Genomic DNA, 22,179 nt, shown 5'->3' with positions numbered 1-22,179 from the left:
AGGTCCAGAGTGAAAGGGTAACTGTAGAGGTTGTGGCTTGCACCAAGGGGCGCTTAAAGATTCGGTGCGTCAAGAAACAGGTCTACTTTGGTTTTAAACACGGGGTTACCGTTGTCGTGCTCAACAATAATTCCGGGAATCAGACTGCTTCTGGAGCAGTTGCTGGTGCAATCTGGATCATCCTTGGCATAGCGCATCCGGAGAATCTGCGGCTTCGTGATGGACTTCTGTTGTCCCAGCAGCGGGATCTGGAGGTAAACGTCTGCGGAGGTGGTTGCGAGCAGGGCCGGGTAGAGGAGCACGCCTACGCCTATTCTGCCCGTATCGTGATCCACCGCAGGCCCCGTCATGGCATCTGGAGAGCCGGGCATCCAGAGTTCGGCAGCATGCAGCACAGAGTCAGCGTCTGTTGCAGCTTCAATCCGGAAAGCAATGGTGGAGTGGGTGTATTCCTGGCCAAGAAGTTCCGGCTCAACAACGCCAATAGCATCAATGGTCAGCACGCCATTATCCACGATCGCGATACCGGTAAGCTCCACCCCCAACAGGTCTTGAGAGAGGCCCGCATTGGGCTGCGCCTCTTCGGTATTCATGGACACATCCATGAACAGAGTCACCTGCCGTGGGGCACTGGGGTCATCGGTATATGGGTTGGGGCTAAGGTAACCGGTGGCGTCTGACAGCATGCTGCCTCTGGGGATGCGCAAGGGCAGAGGTTCATCGGCGGCAAAGGAGGGCGCATAGGCCAGTTCGGCGAACAGGCTGCCGGTTTGCTGCGACGGACCGGCGACACCCTGAAGTACCGAGTTGAGGGTGACTCCATTGATGATCTGGCCATTGAGTAGGGATCTGCGGGCATCCTCGACAGCAGGGCCAGCGAGCAGGCCGGAATTGACCACTTCCTGGTACAGAACACCGGTTGGGCTGGTCTCGCGAGGAGTAAACTCACGGGAGAAATCAAGGGTGGTCCCCGGAGAGGTCAGGCTGGGTAATCCCTGAATCCGAAGCGTATAGGTTTCCCCGGGGTCAGGGTGTCATCTTTGGTGCCGCAAAGCTCCCTGGTTTCAACCGTACAGGGATCAATGGTGATTTTGCGACCATCCACCAGAGTGGATTTGGGTACCGGTTCCCCGGCGCTGTTTTCAAGTGAGATCTGGTCACCCATGGTTTGCCAGTCGGGATGAATGGGCTGGGATAGCTCGAGCCGGAAAGTTGAGAAATCCATCGGCTTGAACCGACCATCCGGTGACGGGGTCAGTCGTACGACGGAGAGTTCGCTGTCGAGGTTATCGAGGCCGGCAATACCAGTGACTCCCGCCCATACTGAGAACTGGATGCCGTCTGCGCCAGACGCATTGGGCGTGAAAATCTCTCGGGCGTCAACTCCAGACTGCGGCCTCCATCAATTCTGGTCACTGTAAAGGAAACGGGATTGCTGGCATCGGTGAACAGAATCTTGTTCTGGAGGTCTGTTTCCTCGTCTGTTACGACGTGGGAAAAACGGATGACCACGTCTGCGTGTGGACTTGAGGGGCGATTCCTCGGAGGCGAGACCGGTGCGGACTGCGAAGTTCCTGTTCAGTTCATATTCCGCACCAAGCCGCGGAACCAGAATGTCATCGAACTGGATACGACTACCGCTGGCGGTAGACTGCTGGTCCTTGATGGTATCGCTGGCGAACTCGTCTTCCAGTTCGGACCAGTTCTGCTGTTCGATGCTGCCCCCAACGCGCCAGCCTTGCCCCCTATACTGGGCAGCAACCACGAGGGTTTCGGGCTGGAAGGAGTCGATGGTGGAAACCGCCAAACTCAAACCGGGGTCTGGAATGGTCTGGGTGACGATAATGTTGGAATCAATAGTGGTAGAGGCCGATGATTTGGTTCGGTAAGTCACGGCCGTTTTCCCACCCGTTCAGGAAACAATCGTTTTCCGGACAGAGGTCAGGTACGCCGGGTTGTAGTAGGTCGCCGACACCTGATCATTAAACATCGAGAGTGATTGTGCAGTGGCTACGTCCACAGGCATGACCCCATAGGTAGTGCCAATATTGCCCATGCTGGCAGCGGCTGGCATGGAAAGACTGGCGGTCACTGCAGCAAATGCTAGGGACATCGCCCGTACCGCAAATCGGGAGGTGGAAGGCATTGATACACTCCATCATTTCATTGTTTTTATACTCGGACCGTGATTCGACCTGGAAAACACGACGGATACGGTTGTTCGGTACTGGGTGTATGTGGCTTGCTTCTCAGAGACTTTGGCTTTTTTGACAGGAATGGATGTCGGTACAACCATGTGTGCACCGATGGCAGCCTAAGAGATGCCCGGAGGACTTGATATTAAAGGGTAGATTTTGTGTAGGTTGTGTAAAACCTTTGGACACAACCGGGCTGTTTCGTTCTACCTGTGCTTTCTGGGGTTATTCACGGTGTGCGGTAGTCACGTGATGGTTACAGCTTGTCGGAAAACTTTACATCGCTCCAGATGAGCATTGCCGGGATCGCTCCTATCTTACTGAATTTACTGTGTTGAAAGTTGTTGGCGCGGCCTGTGCTTTAATTCGCACAGTAGGTGGGATTATTCGCCTCAATTGCGAACTTGGGCAAAACTTGAAGTAGTCGGATCTAATGGTCCCGATTAGGGAGATAAGGACATGAGTGGTTTTTTGAAAACGGTTGTTTTAGCAGCAACGATTTCCTGGGTTGGTTCGGCCTCGGCTTTGGTTATAGGTGGAGTTGAAGTAGGGGGAGTTGATACCCTACTGGGAGAAACCAGCGATTTGAACCAAAACCCGACGGGTTCCTGTGGGACTGGCGGCAATCCTACCGCCGAGCTGTGCTGGATTAATAACGTGTTGAGCAGCCTGGGTGAAAGCTCCACAACCTATGGCACCAAGACCGAAACTCAATCCTATGGTTTTGTTACTGGTGATACGACCAAGATCGGATTTGCGCTGTCGAGCCCTACCCAGTACTTCCTTATCAAGAATTCAACATGGTACGGGCTTTTTGAAAACAAAGATTCTTTGGACTGGGCTGTGATCGACACCATAGGGATCGCTCAGGGTTTTAACCTGCCTTCTGATGAATACACGATCAGCCATGTTGCACCGATCGGTGGCACGTTCGATGTGCCCGAACCTGCGACAATGGCGCTCTTGGGAACCGGTCTGTTTTTGATGGGATTGAGGCGTAGATTCTTGAAGTCTTAACACTGACTTACAGAAAAACAAAAAGCCCCGGAATTACCGGGGCTTTTTATTGGGCGGTTCAGTGTGGGCGAGCGTAAATCGTTTATACGCACCCTAGAGCGCTAGCTGCCAAGGACTTTCGTCAATAGAAATAGTGGATGGGCCCAACAGGAGTTCCTCAATTGCGACTGGTAGTACTCTGCAGATCCTAACCAAAGGTCTCTTCCGATAGCGAGACTACGCCACTCAAGTAATTGAAATATGGTGGGCCCAGCAGGACTCGAACCTGCGACCAAGGGATTATGAGTCCCCTGCTCTAACCAACTGAGCTATAGGCCCGTGCAGCATGTGCTGTTTTGAGAGGTGTTTCCGGATGGGGAAACGAAGCGGGCGCCATTATACCGGCGAGGTGTGGCGCCCGCTACTGTTTGGCGGAATTAACTCTGATTGCCCTGGTCGTCAATGAAGCCGCGCAGGTGATCGGAGCGGGATGGGTGGCGCAGCTTGCGCAGAGCCTTGGCTTCGATCTGGCGAATACGCTCCCGGGTGACGTCGAATTGCTTCCCGACTTCTTCCAGGGTGTGATCGGTATTCATTTCAATACCGAAACGCATGCGCAACACCTTGGACTCCCGGGCGGTCAGGCCCGCCAGCACGGTGCGGGTGGATTCGCGGAGGCCTTCGGCGGTTGCTGAGTCCACAGGGGACAGCGCCTGGATGTCTTCGATGAAATCACCCAAATGGCTGTCTTCGTCGTCACCGATCGGAGTTTCCATGGAAATCGGCTCTTTGGCGATCTTCAGGACTTTCCGGATTTTGTCCTCCGGCATTTCCATCCGCTCACCCAGCTCTTCCGGGGTAGGCTCGCGGCCCATCTCCTGCAGCATCTGTCGGGAGATCCGGTTGAGCTTGTTGATGGTTTCAATCATGTGTACCGGAATACGGATCGTTCTGGCCTGGTCCGCGATTGAGCGCGTAATGGCCTGACGAATCCACCAGGTGGCATAGGTTGAGAACTTATAGCCGCGACGGTATTCAAACTTGTCGACGGCCTTCATCAGACCGATGTTGCCTTCCTGGATAAGGTCCAGGAACTGGAGTCCGCGATTGGTGTATTTCTTGGCGATAGAAATAACCAGGCGCAGGTTGGCCTCGACCATTTCTTTCTTGGCGCGGCGGGCCTTGGCTTCGCCGATGGACACCCGGCGGTTGATTTCCTTGATGTCAGCGACGTCCAAATCCACTTCATTCTGAACGTTCTGAATCCGCTTCTGCAGGCGAACGATTTCATCCAGACGCTCGGAGATAGCTGCAGCATAAGGCTTTTTGCTTTTGGCAATCTTGTCGGACCAGTCCAGGTTCACTTCGTTGCCAGGGAAAGACTTGATGAATTCCTTGCGCGGCATTTTGCAGTCACGGATGCAGATGCGCATGATGGAGCGTTCATTCTCCCGCACTGCGTCGTTGGTGGATCGCACCACGTTGACCAGTTCATCGAAGGCTTTGTTGGCCAGTTTGAACGGAGCGAAGACCTGGCCCAGTTCGTTCAGTGCAACCTGGGTTCTCTTGTCAGAGCGGCCATACTTACTCAGCGCCTCATTGGCGGCATCCAGCTTTTCCCTCAGAAGCTCGAATCGGAGACGAGTCTCTTCGGGATCCGGGCCGCTCTCGGTTTCTTCCTCTTCGGAGTCGTCATCGTCGTCCGAGTCTGAGCTGCTGGAGCTCTCCTTAGGCGTTTCCTCGCCCATAAACGGCTCGGCATCGTCCGGGTCCAGGAAGCCGGTCACGATATCGCTGATGCGACCTTCGTTTTCGATGATCCGGTCGTAAGCCTGAGCTACGGTCCCAGCGGTTCCCGGGAAATGAGCGACAGCCGCCATGACATCGCGGATACCTTCCTCGATGCGTTTGGCAATCACGATTTCGCCTTCGCGGGTCAGCAGTTCCACGGTACCCATTTCGCGCATGTACATGCGCACGGGGTCGGTGGTGCGCCCTGCGTCAGACTCAACGGCTGCAAGCGCTGCGGCAGCCTCTGCGGCGGCGGCTTCATCTGCAGTGGAGTCACCATCCGTCATCAGGAGTGTGTCTGCATCCGGCGCAACTTCAGATACCTGGATGCCCATGTCGTTGATCATTCGAATGATGTCTTCGACCTGATCCGGGTCGGCGATGTCTTCCGGGAGGTGATCGTTTACCTCGGCGTAAGTCAGGTAACCTTGTTCTTTGCCTCGTGCAATGAGGTCTTTCAAACGGGATTTCTGCGAATTGCCTGACATAGACACCCTGTGAACTCGCTTCTAAAAAGGAAAAAAGTTAAACAGCCATTATAGCTGTCGCTCGGTTGCTCTGCCACCGAATGATTAGATGGTGATCAGTGCGTCAAGTTTCAAGTGCTGTTATTCCTGAGTGCCACTACTCAGTGCTTTCAGCTCTTCTCGTTCCTCGGTCGTGAGGTTCGAAAGATTTCGTAACAGTGCGGCCATCCGTTGTTGCCGTGAAGCCTCTTCGTTCGGGCTCAGCAATTCACGGGCGGCGGCTAGTGTGCTCTCCCTCGCGGGGATATGCTCGATTCCGTCGAACAAGTGGTAGAACTGCTCCCGGGCCTGGTTATCCAGTGCCAGGCAACGTACCAGCGTCTTCCTGTCTCGAGCTTCCCGTTCGAGAATCCAGCTGGCGAAGTTTCGCGCCTGGCTGAACTGACGTGATCCTTTCGCAAGCTCTGTCACTTCGGTTGCCAGGTCAGGGGCTTCCAGCAGGGCCAGGCATAAGATGCTGTCCTTGCTGAGCTTTACATCAATGCGCTCTTCATTGACCCGGTCGCGGCGCTCGCCGCTCCATTTGCCTCGCTTTTGCTGGTCGCGGTTCTGCCACTGGTTCCGCCCGCCGCACAAGCGCAGCATTTCATGCCACATTGCATCCCTGAGGGTGCACCTTGGCATTTTGTTGAGCAGTGGCTCGACCCGCGCCCTCAGCTCGCCCCGATTTTCCGGTAGTTGCAGGTCCAGACCCTCGCTCTGCCGGTCAAACAGATATCTCGACAGTGGTGTGGCGCCGTCAATCCGCTTCTGAAACGCATCCGGGCCTTCCTTGCGAACCAGTGTGTCCGGGTCTTCACCCTGTGGCAGCATCAGAAACTGCAGGTGCAGCCCGTCAGCCATCAGTTCCAGGGCATTGTCCATTGCTCTGTCTGCCGCTCTGAAGCCGGCCTGATCTCCGTCAAAACAGAACACGATGTGTCTGACCTGTTTCAGCAGTGCTGTCAGGCTGTCCTGATTTGTTGCTGTGCCCAGTGTTGCGACCGCGAAGTGAATGCCGTGTTGGGCAAGGGCAATCACGTCCATGTAACCTTCTACAACGAGCAGCTTGTCGAGCTGCTTCAGGGACTGCTTGGCCTCAAATAGGCCATAGATCTCTCGGCTCTTGTGAAATACATCAGACTCCGGCGAGTTGATGTATTTGGCTTTGTCGTCCCCGAGCGTGCGTCCGCCAAACGCAATCGTTTTTCCCCGGCTGTTGCGGATGGGGAACATGACCCGGTTCCGGAACAGGTCTCTCGGGCGGCCGTATTTGTCTGACACCGTTCCGGTTTCAAGCAGCGGGCCCTGCAAATCCTTGCTGGCGGCCTCGAACAGTGCTGTTCCGGTCGCTGGAGCGTAACCAATCTGGTACTGCTGGATAATTGTGTCATCCAGTCCCCTTTGCTCCAGATAATCCCGGGCGAAGGCGCCATGTTGGTTGCGCAGAGCTGACTGATAAAACCGGTTGGCGAAATCCAGCGCATCCGTCAGTGTTCTTGCCTGCTGCATTTCCTGTTTGGCTGCCCGGTCGTAGGGCACCTCCAGGCCGGCCCGCCTTGCCAGTTCCTCTACTGCTTCGGTGAAGCCCAGCCCTTCGAATTCCCGGATGAAGCTGATGGCATCGCCATGGGCGCCGCAGCCAAAACAGTGATAAAAGCCCTTGTCCGGTCTCACATTGAAAGATGGCGTCTTTTCGTCGTGAAACGGACAGCAAGCCTTGTAGTTGGCGCCGGCTTTCTTGAGTGTTATGCGTGAACCGATCAGCTCTGCCAGATCGACGCGATCAAGCAGGTCTTCAACGAAACGTTGAGGGATCAGTCCGCTCATGGAGACTCCAGATCAACCGGGGGTTTGTCAGAGTTCGGCCATAGCCAAAAATGCCGCCGAAGCCAGGCCTCGGCGGCATTTTTTGAGTCGCTCTGTGCAGCCTGCGGCTGGACAGGCGATCAGTGCTTTGCAGTCAAGCGGCGTCGGTCAAAAAACTTAGTACAGACGCTCGAACTTGCGCTGTTCCCGCTGAAGCTTCTTGAGATGACGCTTAACGGCAGCGGCTGCTTTGCGCTTACGGACAGCGGTCGGCTTCTCGTAGTGCTCACGACGACGTACTTCTGAAAGTACGCCTGCTTTTTCGCAGGAACGCTTGAAGCGACGCAGTGCTACGTCAAACGGTTCATTCTCTTTCACTTTAACAGCTGGCATTCGAAAATCACCTACCTGATAGATTCAGTTTGATTTTTGTCCGCCTGGCATGGCCAGAGCGGCTCGATCCCTGGTCAGATTGGCTAAAACTCGACCAGTGCATATTTTAGGGCGGCAATGATAGCGCTTGCCTTATGGCGAGGTCAATGTTTGTTCGATGAATCTGTCAGCCTGTTTCGGGTTTCTGCTAAAATGCCGGCTCCCATTCTAACTGAACCAATGTGGCCCGGATATTATGCTGATTCTCGGTATTGAAACCTCTTGCGACGAAACTGGCGTGGCGCTGTTCGACAGCGACCTCGGGCTGCTCGCCCACGCTTTGTTCAGCCAGGTTGATATGCATGCGGATTATGGTGGAGTTGTGCCAGAGCTGGCATCCCGGGACCATGTCCGGAAGCTCCTCCCTCTGTGTGACCAGGTTCTGGCAGAGGCCGGCAAGACCCGACAGGATATCGATGGTATTGCGTACACGGCCGGTCCGGGTCTTGTCGGGGCTCTGATGGTCGGGGGGGCAGTCGCCCATGCATTGGGGTTTGCGCTGGGGATACCGGTGCTGGGTGTTCATCACATGGAGGGGCACTTGCTGGCTCCTATGCTGGAGGACAATCCGCCGGGCTTTCCGTTTGTAGCGTTACTGGTTTCCGGTGGTCATACGCAGTTGGTACGGGTCGACGGCATCGGCGAGTATGAAATGCTTGGCGAGTCCGTGGATGATGCGGCGGGCGAGGCTTTCGACAAAGCCGCGAAGATGCTGGGGCTTGATTACCCGGGCGGGCCCAGGGTGGCCGCCCTTGCCGAAGCGGGCACGGCTGGACGCTACCGCTTCCCGCGACCAATGACGGACCGCCCGGGTCTTGATTTCAGCTTTAGCGGCCTGAAAACGTTCACCCTGAATACGGTGAATGCTGCCCGGAAGGCGGGTGAACTGAATGACCAGACTCGTGCCGATATCGCCCTGGCGTTTGAGTCTGCGGTTGTTGACACACTTGCGATCAAGTGCCGCCGTGCTCTTGAGCAGACGGGCTGCGAACGCCTTGTGATCGCGGGCGGAGTTAGCGCCAATAAGCGACTCCGCGAGGGACTGGAAAAAATGGCGGTAAAACTGAAGGCGGTTGTATTTTATGCCCGGCCTGAGTTCTGCACAGACAACGGCGCCATGATCGCTTATGCCGGCGCACAACGCCTTCTGGCCGGGCAGCAGGACGGCGAGCGGATTGCCGCGGTGCCCCGCTGGCCCATGAACACGCTACCTGCGGTCGGTGAGTCTCGGTTATCCGGACTGGCGGATTAGGGCAGGACCTTAGAGCCCCGTTTCCCGGCCCTGGGCCAGTCGTATCAGGTTGTTGCGATGTCGAACCACAATCAGCAGTGCCAGTAGCCCGAAAAGAGGCAAGGTTTCCGGTTCAATGAATGCGCTGATTATCGGGCCACTGATTACCGCTATGAGTGACGCCAGCGCTGAGATGCGCCACCGCCACATCACGGCTATCCATATTACCGCCAATAACAGAGTTGTTACGGGTGCCAGTGCCAGGCCTGCTCCGAGAGCCGTCGCCACGCCCTTGCCGCCCTTGAAACGGTAAAAGGCTGGGATCATGTGTCCGGTTACGGCAAACAGGGCCACGACGGCCTGGACCATTACCGAAAGCCCGGCTGCGTGGGCCAGCCAGACTGGCAGCCAGCCCTTGGCCGCATCCAGAGCCAGAGTTGCCAGGGCGGGTTTCCAGCCCCCTGTCCGGTAGACGTTGGTTGCCCCGGGGTTGCCCGAGCCCTGGGCACGTGGGTCGGGGAGCTTCCATAGGCGACACACCGGCATGGCAAACAACACTGAGCCGGCCAGGTAGGCGGCAGCGCAAAGCAGAACGGTAACGACCGGGTCGCTGGGCAAATTCATGATGTTGGCTCGGAGGCGGAGACGCCTTAGGGTGTTGTATGCGAAAATGCCGGTCCCGAATTCGCAGGCCAGCAACTGAACGGTATCCGTTGGCTGAATGTTATTCAATTACCAAAGAGTGGAATACTCCGGGAGTCACTTTGTCAGACAGTGTGCTCATTGAAGGACTGGCAGTGGAGACCGTTGTCGGTGTCTATGACTGGGAGCGTGAGGTTGACCAGCGCCTGATGGTAGATCTGGAAATGGCATGGGACAATCGTGTTCCCGGCGCCTCGGACGATGTGAGAGACGCTCTCGATTATGCGGCTGTCAGTGCCCGGGTCGTTGCTTGCCTGCAGGCACTCAAGCCACGGTTGCTGGAACACGGAGCGGAAGCTCTGGCGACAGACTTGCAGGATGCGTTTGGCATCGCCTGGCTGAGGCTGACGCTCAAAAAGCCCGGTGCTGTGCCGGAGGCGCAGTGGGTCGGTGTCCGAATCGAAAGAGGGGCACGTTGATGGCTGGCCGGGTTAAGGTCTACCTCAGTATCGGCAGCAACGTCGACCGGGAGCGTTATGTCTCGGCGGCGCTGGATGCGCTCGGTGAATGGTTCGGCGAACTTGAGATTTCACCGGTCTATGAGAGCGAGGCGGTCGGGTTTGACGGCTCGCCTTTTCTGAACCTGGTTGTGGGTGTAACCACTGATGCGTCGGTTGGTGAATTGTCCCGGCGGTTCAAGAGGCTGGAGGCGGAAAACGGGCGACGCAGGAACGTGCCGAAGTTCAGTGCCCGAACCTTGGATCTGGACATCCTCACGTACGGGGATGCGATCGGGCAGATCGACGGTGTAGAGTTGCCGCGGGGAGAAATTCTGAAGAATGCGTTCGTACTTCGCCCGCTTGCCGATATCGCGCCGGAGGTTCTCCATCCTGTGTGCGGACAGTCCTATGGTGAGCTCTGGCAGGAGTATAGTGCCGACCAGAGGCTCTGGCCGGTCAACTTTCGCTGGCAGGGACGACAGATCTCTCTATCGGCGGGCTGAAAGGAACAGGTCAATCAGATTGTCGGTGGAGCTGTCGCTGTCAGGACTACCTAAATCTTTATCCAGAAGCCGGGGCAGGATGCCCTTGCCAAGTTGCTTTCCAAGCTCAACGCCCCACTGATCAAACGAATCCAGGTCCCAGATCACACCCTGAACGAAGGTCCTGTGTTCGTAGAGCGCGATCAGGGCGCCCACCGTTTCCGGTGTTACCTTTCCCATCAGTAATGTGTTGCTGGGTTTATTCCCCGGGATGACCTTGTGAGGCGCCAGTCGCTCAATCTCGGCATCGGCCAACCCTTCGTCGGCCAGTTCCGCCCGAGCCTCTTCCAGTGATTTTCCCGCCATCATCGCACGGGCCTGGCTCAGGCAGTTGGCGAAGAGGTCAGCGTGGTGCGTTGCGACCGGATTGTGGGTCGTGAGGGGGATAATGAAGTCCGCAGGTATCAGTCGGGTGCCCTGATGAATCAACTGGTGGTAGGCATGCTGACCGTTCGACCCAACCCCGCCCCAAATTACCGGTCCGGTTTCATAGTCGAGTGCCCCCCCCGCCTCATTCACACTTTTGCCGTTGCTTTCCATGTCCAGCTGCTGAAGGTGGTCTGGCAGGCTACGAAGATAGTGGTCGTAGGGGAGAATTGCGTGGGTCTCTGCATCCCAGAAATTGTTGTACCAGACGCTGAGTAACGCCATTACCACCGGAAGGTTCTGTTCCAGGGGCGCATCTCTGAAATGGTTGTCCATCGAGTGCGCGCCTGCGAGCAGGCCGCGAAAGTTATTCATGCCAATGGTCAGTGCCACGGGTAGGCCAATGGCAGACCAGAGGGAGTAACGACCGCCAACCCAGTCCCACACCGGGAAGACATTGTCAGCCTCAATGCCAAAGGCTTCAGCTGCCGGAACGTTGGCTGTCACAGCCAGAAAGTGGCAGGCAATTGCTGACTCATCTTCGCAGTGTTCAAGAAACCATCTCCTCGCTACCTTGCTGTTTTCAAGCGTTTCCTGGGTGCGGAAGGACTTGGACTGAACCAGGAACAGAGTGGTCTCCGGATTTACCACCCTCAATGTTTCGCAGATATCGGTGCCGTCGATGTTCGCCACGTAATGGCAGCGTATGCCGCCATGCCAATAGGGCTGAAGTGCTTCGCCCACCAGCTTGGGTCCCAGGTACGAGCCACCAATGCCAATGCTGATAACATCGGTAAAGGGTTTGCCGCTGTAACCCATTCTGGACTGGTCCAGAACGCTGTCGACGAGTACCTCCATGCGTTTAAGGGTCGCCTGGACTTCTGCGATAACATCAACGCCGTCCACCACAATGGAATCATTGCCCGGGTGTCGGAGAGCTGTATGAAGGGCGGGGCGACTCTCGGTGACATTGACCTTGTCACCTCGAAACAGGGCGTCCCGACGACTTTCCACGTCGCAGCTTCTGGCCAGGGCCAGCAGCGCATTCAGGGTTTCATCAGTAATCCGGTTTTTCGAGAAGTCCAGGGACAGGCCCGCTCCTTGAATAAAATATCGTTTCGCACGACCTGGGTCCTCCGAGAATAGCTGCTTCATCGGCTTTGACTGTAATTTTTCCCGATGTTGCTTCAGTGCCTGCCACTCCGGTCGGGATGTCAGTGTTGCTGGGCTCCTGGGCATCTGAGAATCCTTTTCAGTCAGGTAGGTTGGTCACCGGCTGATAGAGAGGTTATCTATCAGGCGTGTGGTGCCAAGGAACGCTGCCACTAGCAGGGTAATGTCACTGTCTTCCGGTGTTGCCGGTTTCAGTGTCCGGCTGCTCACAATATTAAAGTAGTCAGGGCGAAGTCCGGCCGCAACGAGATTTTTCCTGGCATCCTGCTCCAGAGTCTGGAAATCGGTCCGTCCCTCCGCGAGTTTTTCGGCGGTTTGCTGGAGCGTAAGGTACACCACTGGCGCAAGTTTCCGCTCTTCTGCCGACAGATAGCCGTTCCTGGAGCTTTTCGCAAGGCCGTCGCTTTCACGGACGGTCGGCGCCCCCACAACTTCCACAGGGATCATCAGGTCTCTGACCATCTTGCGGATAACGGCCAACTGCTGGAAATCCTTTTCCCCGAATACGGCGAAATCCGGCTGGACCATGTTGAAAAGCATGGTTACAACAGTCGCGACACCCTCAAAATGACCGGGTCGGCTGGCGCCGCAGTGACCATCACTGACTTCGGGTACGACGACCTGTGTCTGCTGGGACAGACCTTCCGGGTAGACTTCGGAAGCCGCGGGTGCGAACACTAGTGTATTTCCGGCCGCCTCCAGCTGCTCCTGGTCCTCGGCAAGGGTGCGCGGATAGGTCTCCAAGTCCTCGCCGGCCCCGAACTGCATCGGGTTGACAAAGATGCTGGTGACCACGATATCCGCGGCTTCTGACGCTTTTCGAACCAGTGAGATATGGCCTTCATGCAGGTTGCCCATGGTCGGAACCAGACCGATGGTTTTTCCCTGCCGGCGGTAGCCACGGAGGATGGTACGAAGTTCTTTCAGGGAGTGTATGGTTCTCATGCCTTGAACGTATGCTCCTCAGCGGGGAAGGTGCGCTCTCGGACCGCTTTGACGTACGCAGATACAGCTTCCTGAACGGACTCGGTTTCTGCCAGAAAGTTTTTCACGAAGCGGGGCTTGCGGCCGGTGGTAACGCCCAGCATGTCGTGTAGCACAAGTACCTGGCCATCGGTGTCTGATCCCGCGCCAATGCCAATAACGGGCGCTTTTACGGCCTGGGAAATCCGGGCCGCGAGCGGGGCGGGCACGCACTCCAGAAGAATGATATCTGCGCCGGCGGCTTCCAGCTCGCAGGCGTGTTCAATCATGATTTCCGCCGCTTTTTCGTCCCGGCCCTGGACCTTGTAACCGCCGAGCTTGTTAACGAATTGCGGTGTCAGCCCCAGATGCGCACAAACGGGCACGCCCCGTTCGCTCAGTGCGCTGATGGTTTCTTTCATCCAGTCGGTGCCTTCAAGCTTGACCATGTGCGCACCCGCACGCATGAGGTCGGCCGCATTCTCAAGGGCGGCCTCTACGGTCCCATAGGTCATGAAAGGCATGTCGGCCATGATCAGAGAGCCACGATTGCCTTTGGCAACACAGCTTGTGTGATAGACCATCTGGTCCATGGTTACCGGCAGTGTGCTGTCGTGGCCCTGGAGAACCATTCCGAGAGAGTCTCCGATCAGGATGACATCGACACCGGCTTCACTGACTACCTGTGCGAAAGTGGCATCGTAAGAGGTTAGGGCAGAAAAGGCCTCGCCCTTCTGCTTGTATTCCCGAAGGGTATTGATGGTTACAGCCATAGAATCCTTGCCTTTTGGGTGGATGGGCCAAGACCGGGCCGGGGGTCTACCGGCATTCAGATGTTAAGGGTAATCCGGGGGTATGTCTGAGGCAATAGTAGCACGAACCATAATCCGCCCGGCTGACAGGGCCTGACGCCGGAAATGGCGTTACAAGGTCTAACCAGGCTTCCGTGTCACGGGCGGAAGTTTACGCAGGTGATTGTCCTGGCACCGCCTGCGCAATTCTGCCACAGAGGCACCGTCGGGCAGGGTGAGGTCCGGGCTTAGATCCAGTAGGGGCTGAAGGACAAAGTCGCGGTTTGAAAGCTCTGGGTGGGGAACGGTGAGGCGTTCGTCATTAATCGTCTGGGTGCCGAAGATCAGCAGATCCAGGTCCAGGGTTCTTGGTCCCCAGTGGCGAAGCCGTTCCCGGCCATGAAGCTGCTCCACCCTCTGCAAGTGATCCAGCAGCGAATGGGGGGGCAGTGTTGTGCTCAGCCAGACCGCACCATTAACGAAGTCGGGCTGATCCTGGGGGCCGACCGGGCGGCTGGCGTAAAAGGGAGATTGCGCCACCAGAACCGTACCGGGCAGTGCAGCCAGTTCGGCGACGGCTCTGGCCAGCTGGGCAGCGGGGTTCTCAAGGTTGCTGCCCAGACCGATGAAGGCGTCGGTTTTCACTATTGGGCAGGCCGTTTAACCGGTGGTTTCCGGCGGCGCCGGCGTTTTTTGGGGGCGTCGCTGCTCAATTCGGAGAGCATGCGTTCCTGTCCCCGCTCGTCCAGCTTCTGGAAGTCTGTCCACCACGTGCCGAGTCCGGGCTCGATCTCGCCGGATGCTTCCCGCACCAGGAGGAAATCATAGGCTGCCCGAAAGCGGGGGTGACTCAGAGTGACAAAGGCCCGTTTACCCTGGCGCCTTGGTAGTCGCATCTGTAGCTCCCAGATTTCCTTCATGGGGCCGGAGAATCGTTTTGGGATCGAGGTTGCCTGGACCTGTTGCCCAATCACCCTGCCTATAGCGGAATGAAGCGCTGGCTGCACCGGGTCGCCGTTATCCTGGCGGCGCCGCCATTCTGCCTGAAGGGCAGGCCACAGCATGGCAGCAAACAGGAAGTAAGGGGTTACTGACTTGCCCTGAGCGATACGGGCATCGGTGTTCCTGAGTGCCTGCCGGATAAGCTCATCGGGCTCGCCCGCCTCGATTGCTCTCACGGTTTCGGGAAACAGCGGGGCCAGAAGATTGTAACGGGTCAGCAAATCGTAAGTGGCTTCGCCATGGCCTGCAGAGAAAAGCTTCAGGACTTCATCAAATAGCCGGGCTGCAGGAATGTGCGTCAGCAGAGGAGCAAGTTCCTGAATGGGTGCTTCGGTTTCAGGCTCAATGTCAAAGCCCAGTTTGGCCGCAAATCGAATCGCCCGCAGCATGCGTACCGGATCCTCCCGATAACGCGTCTCAGGGTCACCAATGAGCCTGAGCTGGCGGTTGCGAAGGTCTTCAATACCATTGGCGAAATCAACAATGGTGAAGTCCCGGATGCAGTAATAAAGAGCGTTAACCGTAAAGTCCCTGCGCAGGGCATCTTCTTCCTGGTTGCCGTAGACATTGTCCCGTAACAGCAGGCCGTGCTCGCTGGTTTTGCGGTCGTCATCGTCCGAATCGTCTTCCACCTGGCTGGCGTTACCCCTGAAGGTCGTGACTTCGATAACTTCTCGACCAAACACCACATGCACGATGCGGAACCTCCGGCCGATCAGGCGAGAGTTCCGGAACAGGTCATGGACCTCTTCCGGGGTCGCATTGGTAGCGATGTCGAAGTCTTTGGGGTTGCCGTTAAGCAGGAGGTCCCGAACGCCTCCGCCGACGAGGTAGGCTTCGTAGCCGGACTTGTTCAGCCGGTGCAGAACCTTCTTCGCGGGCTCGCTGATCATTGAGCGAGAGACATTATGCTGGTCGCGGGGAATTTCCCTACGTTGATACACGAGGGGCTTTTTCTTGCCGCTGCCGGGAATGAATGAGCGGAGTTTATCGACGAGTCGTTTAGGCATTGAAATCCGTTGTTGCGATGAGCAAAAACCGAGAGTTTAACGGTTTGCGCAGGATTTGCACACGTTTGGCTTGGGATGTGATGCCAAAATGCCTGAATCAGATAATCAAAAGGCGGATCCGTTTGCACGAATCCGCCCTGAAAGCGTTGACGATCTGCATTGTTTTTGTTGTTGGTCGGGATTTTTTTCGTTTTTTTACCCCACTGTCTATCCCCAAAGTCGGGGCCTTTCAGTAGTGCAAACGGAAAGCTTTGAATACACGGAGCGGTCAGAGACACCGGGCAAGTCGATGGTAGCTGCAGTGCCGCCTGAAAGACGATTCTTCTCTACATCTACAACTCGCACGTGCCAAGGGACCACTAAAAAGCACAGTACCCAAAACACTCAGTTCGCTTACGTTCTGTTTTTGTTTTTGTTACCGAACGTCTTCTTGCAGCTTTTTGTTTTTGTTTTACCGCTGCGTTGTCACTCTTGTTCTTGTTGTTGTGCGCTTAATAGGTTGCAGGCCGTGTGCCAGTTTTCTGTTTTTCTTTATTAACAGTATGTTACGGATTTGTAGTTCATAAGTGTTACCCCGTATCCGACCTAAGTGTTACTGAGCACGCGTAACTTTCACGTGGAGTGTTACCGAGAGGAACATGGGGTAACAACTGAGTCGGAGTTCACACTATTGTCAGGATCGTTCGGCTCAGCCCAGTCTGTGGAGATTCAGTTGCCTGAGGATTTTTTGCGGGGGATCCCAAGGCGCTGACGGCGCTCCCAAAGTGACTTCCGACTGATTCCGAGCTTTTGCGCCAGTTCCGTTTCACTCATACGATCCTGGTTTTCGAGGACAAAATGCTGGAAGTAATCTTCCAGTGACAGGTCGTTGGCGGAATCCACATCGTTTGTCCGGGTCTGTTCATTATTACCGGCTACCAGGGTTTCTGGAATGTGTTCTTCTCCTCCCTCGCTGTCCAGGTCCAGCAGAGACGGAGTTATTACGTCGTTGTCACACAGGATGGTCGCGCGCTCAATGGCATTCTCAAGCTCCCGGACGTTGCCCGGCCAGCGATGACGTTCCAGGGCGCGCATGGCTTCCGGGCTCAGGTTCAGGTTGGGTTTGCCCATCTTTTCTCCCTGGCGCTTAAGGAACCGGCGCGCAAGGCCCATGATATCGCTCTGTCGTTCCCTTAAGGGCGGAATGCGAATCTGCATGACATTCAGGCGGTAATAGAGGTCTTCGCGGAATTCCCCGGTACGGGTCATGGCTTTCAGGTTACGGTGCGTCGCTGCAATCATCCTCACGCTGACCTTTCGGCTCTGAGTCGAACCTACTCTACGGATCTCGCTTTCCTGCAATACTCGGAGGAGGCGGGCCTGAGCTTCCGCTGGCAGTTCGCCAATCTCGTCGAGGAAGAGGCTGCCGCCGTCAGCGGCTTCAATCAAACCTGTGCGGGCGGAGACTGCACCGGTAAAGGCGCCCTTCTCGTGTCCGAAGAGTTCGGATTCGATCAGGCTCTCTGGAATCGCTGCGCAGTTTACCGAGATGAGTGGCTTTGACGCACGAGGGCTGAGAAGGTGCAAGGCTCTGGCCGCCAGTTCTTTGCCGGTACCGGACTCGCCCTGAATGAGGACGGTGGTTTCGGTGGGGGCGACTTTCCGAATCAGCGTGAATACGCGTTGCATGGGTTCGCAGTGGCCAAACATGATGTTGGCAGGGTCGCTGTTTTCAGGTGTGGAAGAGCTCGCTCCCGGCTCTTCAGAACTGTCTGGGGCCGTGGGTTTTCGGGCCAGGATGTTGCTCACCGCGGCGAGCATTTCATCGTGGTCGAAAGGCTTTGCTATATATTCCACCGCGCCCATTTTCATGGAGTCTACAGCCGATCGCAGGCTGGCATAACTGGTCATAATCAGAACCGGCGTATTGGGAGCCCGGTTGATCAGTTCGGTCCCGGCTGCGCCAGGCAGGCGCAGATCGGAGATGATCAGGTCATACTGGTCCGGCTCATAATTTTGTTCGGCTTCTTCCACCGAGCCGGCATCAGAAACTTCATAGCCGGCATGCTGCAGCAGTTTTCGGATGGCTGAGCGGATAATGTCTTCATCTTCTACGATCAGAATGCGAGGCATAACAGTTTCATGACCTTTCGTTCTGGCTGACAGTGGTGTTGCCGGTTTCCGGTTCGTAGGCAGGCAGCCTCAAGCGTACACAGGTGCCCTTGCCGGTCTCGGGGCTCGCCGGACTCTCCACCTGAATATTGCCGTAATGTTCTTCGACAATGCTGTACACAAGTGACAAGCCAAGGCCTGTGCCCTTGTTAGGTGCCTTGGTGGTGTAAAACGGCTCGAAAATATGATCGAGCTGATCCTGCGGAATACCAGAGCCTTCGTCAATGACTTCGATAATCGCGGAGTAGCCGTCACCGCTACCACTGACCCGAATAGTACCACCATCCGGAGAGGCATCCCTGGCGTTCGCCAGGAGGTTGACGAAAACCTGGACTAGCCGCTGCTCATCGCCCAGTACCTGGAGGTTGGTGGGGCAGTCATTTACGAAACGGATGCCCGGCCCCTGATTGCTGAGCGAAAGCAGGTTAATGGACTCGTCGACACAGCGGCGGATAGCCACTGGCTCATAGCGATTGGCCTGGGCATGATTGCCGGTCCGCGCAAAATTCATCAGCGACTGCAGGATCGCCGAGATTCGCCGGGTTTGTTGCTGGATCTGGTTGGCAGTATCAAGAATGTCCGGGTTGTCGGTTTCCAGCTTCAGGTTCTGCGCCAGCGACGAGATGCCCGTTACCGGGTTGCCGATTTCATGGGCCACCCCTGCCGCGAGTCGGCCAACGGAGGCGAGCCGTTCGCTGTGCATAAGTTCGTCTTCAAGAAGTCGTGTTTCAGTCTGGTCTTCTACCAGGATAATGCTGCCACCTTCGGTATGGTCCGGGCCGCTGAGTGTGGCCTTGTGCAAGTTTAGCCAGTGAGGCTTGCCTCGCAGGTCCAGGCGGTGTTTGTAGCGGTGAAGTTCTTCACCCCGGTTGAAATCATCCAGCAGCAGGTGCCAATGCTCCGGCAATGCCATAAGCCGCGCACCAACCACATCGTCGGCAGTGATGCCGGTCAAGGCTTCCATGGTGTGATTCCACATCAGGATCTCGCCGTCCTCACCAACGGAACAAGCGGGAATCGGGAGATTTTGCAGAGTCTGCCTGTAATGTCTTCGCAGGTTGTCCAGCTCTCCAGCCAGACCGGTCAGGCGGTTCTGATAATCCCCCAGTGCCCGTTCCACATAGCGGATGTCCTGTGCCGTTCCCCCTCGTGCCATGGGTTTGAAACCCAGGTAACGTTTAACCATGTCTCGGGCTACAGAAGGGCCTAACAGTCCGGAAAGGTTGGCCTCGACCTGATCCCGTAATCGGCGCAGCTGGTAAGGCCGGTATTCCACATTGGGCAGCTTCAGCTGTGCCAGGGCTCGCTCAACCTCGCGTTTGGCCACGCCATAGCCCAGTGGCACGGCCAGCTGTTTGGCAAAGTCCTGTGAAGAGGTTGCCAGCAGCTCCCTGCGTTGGGGGCGGGAAAGGGCACCCATGGAGCAGGCCTGGGCGGCACTGGTTTCCTCATTGGTGCTGGTGCTGAGGATGGAGACCAGTGCGAAGACGGTTACGTTGGCCGTCAGGCTCACAAATGTGAAGATATGCCAGTTGCTGTAGTCGGGAATGAGTGGAGCATCGAGCAGCGCCAGCAGGTTCGCGGTATGAGAAAACGGTAGCACCAGTGTCACTACCCAGATGGTCAGGCCAGCCAGCAAGCCGGCGATCAGTCCACGGCGATTGCCTTCTGGCCAATAGATCACCCCCAGCGCTCCCGGGAGCAGTTGCAGCGTCCCCGCAAGCGAGATTACGCCAAGAATCGAAAGGTCCAGATTCTTGCCGAGAGTTTCGTGAAACAGCAGCGCCAGAAAGATAATGACAGCAATCAGAAGGCGTTTGATCCACTGCAGCCACTGGTAGATATCTCCATGCTCCCGTGGCGTCTTAAGCGGCAGTACCACATGGTTCAGAACCATTCCGGCGAGGGCGAGAGTGCTGACAATCATGAGACCACTGGCAGCGGAGAGGCCTGCAATGTACATCATCAATGTCAGCGCCGGGCTGCCGAGTGCCTGGGCAACGCCAATGGTATAGAAGTTCGGCCCCGTGGTGATCGCCAGTTCCTGCCCTCCCCAGAGAATGAGCGGTACCGGCAAACCCAGAAGCAACAGGTACAGGGGCAGCCCCCAGCTGGCCTTCGCCAGAGCCTTCGGCGAGGGATTTTCGCTGAACGTCATATGGTACATATGGGGGAGCACGAGGGCAGCGGCAAAGGACATCAGCATGAGCGCCCTCCAACTGCCGTCGTCGATGTTGAACGTCATGGTGGTAGCCGGTCCGTTATTGCCGGCCAGCCAGACGTCGAGCCCTTCCATGCCGCCGAAAACTCCGAAAAGGATGACGCCGCCGAGTGCCAGCAGCGCTACCAGTTTGACCAGGGAGTCGAAGGCGATCGCCAGTACCAGTCCCTGATGATTCTCCGAGTTCTGGTTTCTGCGAGCGCCAAACAGCATGGCAAACAGGACCACAGTGAGGCTGAACAGCACACTGATGACGTTTGGCGAGGTGTCCGGCGCAAGAAGGCTGGCAGACGTTGTTACCGCCTGAATCTGCATGCTCAGCAGTGCAAGGATGGCGCCGCCTGAGCAGAGGGTAACGAGTGTACCGGCCCACTGGCTCCGATAACGGTAGGCGAACAGGTCCGCAAGTGAGGTGAGCTGGTAGGCCCGGCCAATGCGCATGACCGGATTTAACAGTACTGGAGCCAACAGGAATGCGCCGCTGATGCCCAGGTAGTAGGCAAGGAACCCGTACCCGGTTTCGGCGGCCACGCCGACCGCGGCATAGACGGCCCAGATGCCGGCATAGACGCCAAGACTCAGGGTATAGACCAGCGGGTGCCTGACCCAGTGGCGAGGCAAAATGCCGCGCTCTGTGATCCAGGCGATACCGAACAGGAGAACAAGGTAGAGAAGGCTGGCGAAAAGCAGCCCGGTTGCACTAAAACTCATTGGGGTCCCGCCGCCATTCCAGCCAGAAGCCGATGGCAATCAGTCCACCCCAGATGGCATAGGGGCTGTACCACGCGTTTTCGGGCGAGGTCCACCAGTGGAGTATGTTCGGGGAAAAAATATAGATGGCCAGAACCAACAGGAAGACCAGACGGTAGATATACATCGGGCATGCTATCCGCGCTGAGGTTTGTGAAACGCTTTATACCATGTCAGTCACCGGGATGTCAGGTGAATGGCCTCCCGTCGCCAGTGCCTGAGGGCCCAGCCCATGATATTTTCGACGGTCGCCTCAGTGAGTGACCTGGGTGGTTCCTGGCCCAGCGCCAAAAGGGCCAGAAACAGGTTTCTTGCCGCATTGTCATCGTCCAGTGCCGGTGCATGGGTCTGTTTGCTGAGTTTCTGACCCTGCTCATTAAGAATCACCGGAATGTGCAGCCAGCGGGGCGGGGTGGCACCAAGGGCCCGATAGATTTGTTGCTGCTGGGCTGTCATGTCCAGCAAGTCAGAGCCTCGGACCACATCTGTGATGTCTTGGTCGATGTCGTCTACCACAACGGCCAGTTGATAGGCATAGAAACCTTCCTTGCGAAGGATGACGGGGTCATCCAGTTCGGCTTTCACGGTCTGGTGCTGGGGCCCCAGAAGCTGGTCCTGCCAATGGCTTTCCTCGTCTTTCAGGGCAAAGCGAATAGCAAAGGGGCGGTCGCCGGGGCTGATATGTCCATCGCGACAATGACCGGGGTGGCGACCACGATTGTCCTGTAGCTGTTTTCTGGAACAGGTGCAGCGGTAGGCGTCGCCTTGCATGATCAGGCGATCAATGGCGGCCTGGTAAGCGTTATGGCGTCGGGACTGGAAACGGACTGCGTCATCCGCAAACAGATTGTGGGCCTCAAGGCTTCGAAGAATCTGGCCGGTAGCTTCCGGTGGTTCCCTGAGGGGATCGAGGTCTTCTATTCTGATAAACCACTGACCGCCATGGCTGTGCGCTTCAAGGTAGCTGGCCAGCCCGGCCACAAGAGAGCCGAAATGCAGGGGTCCGGTTGGGGAGGGCGCGAAACGCCCCCGATACGGTGCTGCGGTCATGAGCGATCAGCGAGCCGACAGCTCTGGTGAAGAGCTTTGCCGGCTATTGTACTGAATG

Annotated in this window: 21 protein-coding genes and 1 tRNA gene; 4 read left to right on the top strand and 18 right to left on the bottom strand. The window is 56.6% G+C overall.

Going from position 1 to position 22,179, the window contains the following annotated elements:
• Positions 1 to 53 precede the first annotated feature (53 nt).
• The 4 genes from BKP64_RS12805 to BKP64_RS19545 all read right to left on the bottom strand — a co-directional run bounded on the left by BKP64_RS12805 (position 54) and on the right by BKP64_RS19545 (position 2,146).
• The gene (locus BKP64_RS12805) at positions 54 to 899 is read right to left on the bottom strand and encodes a hypothetical protein (protein ID WP_070970681.1); all 846 of its coding nucleotides are present in this window, start codon (positions 897 to 899) and stop codon (positions 54 to 56) included.
• A gap of 80 nt (positions 900 to 979) precedes the next feature.
• Entirely contained in the window at positions 980 to 1,225 is a 246-nt protein-coding gene (locus tag BKP64_RS12800; protein WP_070970678.1) for a hypothetical protein, read from the bottom strand.
• Positions 1,226 to 1,402: 177 nt separating this feature from the next.
• Positions 1,403 to 1,894 carry an outer membrane protein transport protein gene (locus tag BKP64_RS19140; protein WP_070970675.1) on the bottom strand — a complete coding sequence of 164 codons (492 nt, stop codon included), beginning with the start codon at positions 1,892 to 1,894 and terminating at the stop codon, positions 1,403 to 1,405.
• An 18-nt stretch (positions 1,895 to 1,912) separates the two neighbouring features.
• Positions 1,913 to 2,146 (bottom strand): hypothetical protein, encoded by a 234-nt coding sequence (locus BKP64_RS19545; protein ID WP_070970672.1) that lies wholly within the window; start codon positions 2,144 to 2,146, stop codon positions 1,913 to 1,915.
• Between the two features lie 508 nt (positions 2,147 to 2,654).
• Between BKP64_RS19545 and BKP64_RS12785 the strand changes: the two genes are divergently transcribed.
• Entirely contained in the window at positions 2,655 to 3,212 is a 558-nt protein-coding gene (locus BKP64_RS12785; RefSeq protein ID WP_070970669.1) for a PEP-CTERM sorting domain-containing protein, read from the top strand.
• A gap of 241 nt (positions 3,213 to 3,453) precedes the next feature.
• Here the strand turns inward: BKP64_RS12785 and BKP64_RS12780 are convergent.
• From BKP64_RS12780 to rpsU, 4 genes are all read right to left on the bottom strand, one after another.
• A tRNA-Ile gene (locus BKP64_RS12780) sits at positions 3,454 to 3,530 on the bottom strand.
• A 98-nt stretch (positions 3,531 to 3,628) separates the two neighbouring features.
• The gene (gene rpoD / locus BKP64_RS12775; protein WP_070970666.1) at positions 3,629 to 5,470 is read right to left on the bottom strand and encodes an RNA polymerase sigma factor RpoD; all 1,842 of its coding nucleotides are present in this window, start codon (positions 5,468 to 5,470) and stop codon (positions 3,629 to 3,631) included.
• 120 nt (positions 5,471 to 5,590) lie between these two features.
• Positions 5,591 to 7,318, bottom strand: coding sequence for a DNA primase (gene dnaG, locus BKP64_RS12770; RefSeq protein ID WP_070970663.1), 1,728 nt, complete (start codon positions 7,316 to 7,318; stop codon positions 5,591 to 5,593).
• Positions 7,319 to 7,474: 156 nt separating this feature from the next.
• On the bottom strand, positions 7,475 to 7,690 hold the full coding sequence (gene rpsU, locus BKP64_RS12765; protein WP_007153483.1) for a 30S ribosomal protein S21: 216 nt from the start codon (positions 7,688 to 7,690) through the stop codon (positions 7,475 to 7,477).
• 235 nt (positions 7,691 to 7,925) lie between these two features.
• Between rpsU and tsaD the strand changes: the two genes are divergently transcribed.
• Positions 7,926 to 8,981, top strand: a complete 1,056-nt coding sequence (gene tsaD / locus BKP64_RS12760) for a tRNA (adenosine(37)-N6)-threonylcarbamoyltransferase complex transferase subunit TsaD (protein ID WP_070970660.1) — start codon at positions 7,926 to 7,928, stop codon at positions 8,979 to 8,981.
• Positions 8,982 to 8,990: 9 nt separating this feature from the next.
• Here tsaD and plsY read toward each other — a convergent pair whose 3' ends face one another.
• A complete protein-coding gene (plsY, locus tag BKP64_RS12755) occupies positions 8,991 to 9,584 on the bottom strand; it encodes a glycerol-3-phosphate 1-O-acyltransferase PlsY (protein ID WP_070973676.1) in 594 nt (197 codons plus the stop codon).
• Positions 9,585 to 9,724: 140 nt separating this feature from the next.
• Here plsY and BKP64_RS12750 point away from each other — a divergent pair, with 140 nt between their 5' ends.
• On the top strand, positions 9,725 to 10,081 hold the full coding sequence (locus tag BKP64_RS12750) for a dihydroneopterin aldolase (protein WP_070970657.1): 357 nt from the start codon (positions 9,725 to 9,727) through the stop codon (positions 10,079 to 10,081).
• On the top strand, positions 10,081 to 10,605 hold the full coding sequence (gene folK / locus BKP64_RS12745; RefSeq protein ID WP_070970654.1) for a 2-amino-4-hydroxy-6-hydroxymethyldihydropteridine diphosphokinase: 525 nt from the start codon (positions 10,081 to 10,083) through the stop codon (positions 10,603 to 10,605). Before BKP64_RS12750 ends, folK (BKP64_RS12745) begins: the two co-directional genes overlap by 1 nt.
• On the opposite strand, the gene pgi is transcribed toward folK (BKP64_RS12745), so the two are convergent.
• From pgi to gluQRS, 9 genes are all read right to left on the bottom strand, one after another.
• On the bottom strand, positions 10,591 to 12,249 hold the full coding sequence (gene pgi, locus BKP64_RS12740; RefSeq protein ID WP_070970651.1) for a glucose-6-phosphate isomerase: 1,659 nt from the start codon (positions 12,247 to 12,249) through the stop codon (positions 10,591 to 10,593). The genes folK (BKP64_RS12745) and pgi overlap by 15 nt on opposite strands.
• A gap of 30 nt (positions 12,250 to 12,279) precedes the next feature.
• Entirely contained in the window at positions 12,280 to 13,128 is an 849-nt protein-coding gene (panC, locus tag BKP64_RS12735; protein ID WP_070970648.1) for a pantoate--beta-alanine ligase, read from the bottom strand.
• The gene (panB, locus tag BKP64_RS12730) at positions 13,125 to 13,919 is read right to left on the bottom strand and encodes a 3-methyl-2-oxobutanoate hydroxymethyltransferase (protein ID WP_070970645.1); all 795 of its coding nucleotides are present in this window, start codon (positions 13,917 to 13,919) and stop codon (positions 13,125 to 13,127) included. Before panB ends, panC begins: the two co-directional genes overlap by 4 nt.
• Positions 13,920 to 14,078: 159 nt before the next feature.
• Complete coding sequence (folK, locus tag BKP64_RS12725) at positions 14,079 to 14,582, bottom strand: 2-amino-4-hydroxy-6-hydroxymethyldihydropteridine diphosphokinase (RefSeq protein WP_070970642.1); 504 nt, start codon at positions 14,580 to 14,582, stop codon at positions 14,079 to 14,081.
• Entirely contained in the window at positions 14,582 to 15,949 is a 1,368-nt protein-coding gene (gene pcnB / locus BKP64_RS12720; RefSeq protein ID WP_070970638.1) for a polynucleotide adenylyltransferase PcnB, read from the bottom strand. The genes folK (BKP64_RS12725) and pcnB overlap by 1 nt, the downstream gene beginning before the upstream one ends.
• A gap of 708 nt (positions 15,950 to 16,657) precedes the next feature.
• Positions 16,658 to 18,061 carry a sigma-54-dependent transcriptional regulator gene (locus tag BKP64_RS12715; protein ID WP_070970634.1) on the bottom strand — a complete coding sequence of 468 codons (1,404 nt, stop codon included), beginning with the start codon at positions 18,059 to 18,061 and terminating at the stop codon, positions 16,658 to 16,660.
• Positions 18,062 to 18,068: 7 nt separating this feature from the next.
• Complete coding sequence (locus tag BKP64_RS12710) at positions 18,069 to 21,032, bottom strand: ATP-binding protein (RefSeq protein WP_070970631.1); 2,964 nt, start codon at positions 21,030 to 21,032, stop codon at positions 18,069 to 18,071.
• Positions 21,022 to 21,198, bottom strand: a complete 177-nt coding sequence (locus BKP64_RS19400) for a hypothetical protein (RefSeq protein WP_198402615.1) — start codon at positions 21,196 to 21,198, stop codon at positions 21,022 to 21,024. Before BKP64_RS19400 ends, BKP64_RS12710 begins: the two co-directional genes overlap by 11 nt.
• A gap of 50 nt (positions 21,199 to 21,248) precedes the next feature.
• Entirely contained in the window at positions 21,249 to 22,121 is an 873-nt protein-coding gene (gene gluQRS, locus BKP64_RS12705; protein ID WP_070970629.1) for a tRNA glutamyl-Q(34) synthetase GluQRS, read from the bottom strand.
• Positions 22,122 to 22,179 lie beyond the last annotated feature (58 nt).

It is taken from the genome of Marinobacter salinus (assembly GCF_001854125.1).
Lineage (GTDB): Bacteria > Pseudomonadota > Gammaproteobacteria > Pseudomonadales > Oleiphilaceae > Marinobacter > Marinobacter salinus.
The sequence above is the reverse complement of the archived record's forward strand: the minus strand, read 5'-3'. Positions and strand labels throughout refer to the sequence as shown.

What these genes read in the sequence shown, in the direction of transcription:
- BKP64_RS12800 (WP_070970678.1), bottom strand. Translation starts at nt 1,225, where the DNA reads ATGGATTTCTCAACTTTCCGGCTCGAGCTATCCCAGCCCATTCATCCC.
- BKP64_RS19545 (WP_070970672.1), bottom strand. Translation starts at nt 2,146, where the DNA reads ATGCCTTCCACCTCCCGATTTGCGGTACGGGCGATGTCCCTAGCATTT.
- BKP64_RS12785 (WP_070970669.1), top strand. Translation starts at nt 2,655, where the DNA reads ATGAGTGGTTTTTTGAAAACGGTTGTTTTAGCAGCAACGATTTCCTGG.
- rpoD (WP_070970666.1), bottom strand. Translation starts at nt 5,470, where the DNA reads ATGTCAGGCAATTCGCAGAAATCCCGTTTGAAAGACCTCATTGCACGA.
- dnaG (WP_070970663.1), bottom strand. Translation starts at nt 7,318, where the DNA reads ATGAGCGGACTGATCCCTCAACGTTTCGTTGAAGACCTGCTTGATCGC.
- rpsU (WP_007153483.1), bottom strand. Translation starts at nt 7,690, where the DNA reads ATGCCAGCTGTTAAAGTGAAAGAGAATGAACCGTTTGACGTAGCACTG.
- tsaD (WP_070970660.1), top strand. Translation starts at nt 7,926, where the DNA reads ATGCTGATTCTCGGTATTGAAACCTCTTGCGACGAAACTGGCGTGGCG.
- plsY (WP_070973676.1), bottom strand. Translation starts at nt 9,584, where the DNA reads ATGAATTTGCCCAGCGACCCGGTCGTTACCGTTCTGCTTTGCGCTGCC.
- folK (WP_070970654.1), top strand. Translation starts at nt 10,081, where the DNA reads ATGGCTGGCCGGGTTAAGGTCTACCTCAGTATCGGCAGCAACGTCGAC.
- pgi (WP_070970651.1), bottom strand. Translation starts at nt 12,249, where the DNA reads ATGCCCAGGAGCCCAGCAACACTGACATCCCGACCGGAGTGGCAGGCA.
- panC (WP_070970648.1), bottom strand. Translation starts at nt 13,128, where the DNA reads ATGAGAACCATACACTCCCTGAAAGAACTTCGTACCATCCTCCGTGGC.
- panB (WP_070970645.1), bottom strand. Translation starts at nt 13,919, where the DNA reads ATGGCTGTAACCATCAATACCCTTCGGGAATACAAGCAGAAGGGCGAG.
- pcnB (WP_070970638.1), bottom strand. Translation starts at nt 15,949, where the DNA reads ATGCCTAAACGACTCGTCGATAAACTCCGCTCATTCATTCCCGGCAGC.
- BKP64_RS12715 (WP_070970634.1), bottom strand. Translation starts at nt 18,061, where the DNA reads ATGCCTCGCATTCTGATCGTAGAAGATGAAGACATTATCCGCTCAGCC.
- BKP64_RS12710 (WP_070970631.1), bottom strand. Translation starts at nt 21,032, where the DNA reads ATGAGTTTTAGTGCAACCGGGCTGCTTTTCGCCAGCCTTCTCTACCTT.
- BKP64_RS19400 (WP_198402615.1), bottom strand. Translation starts at nt 21,198, where the DNA reads ATGTATATCTACCGTCTGGTCTTCCTGTTGGTTCTGGCCATCTATATT.
- gluQRS (WP_070970629.1), bottom strand. Translation starts at nt 22,121, where the DNA reads ATGACCGCAGCACCGTATCGGGGGCGTTTCGCGCCCTCCCCAACCGGA.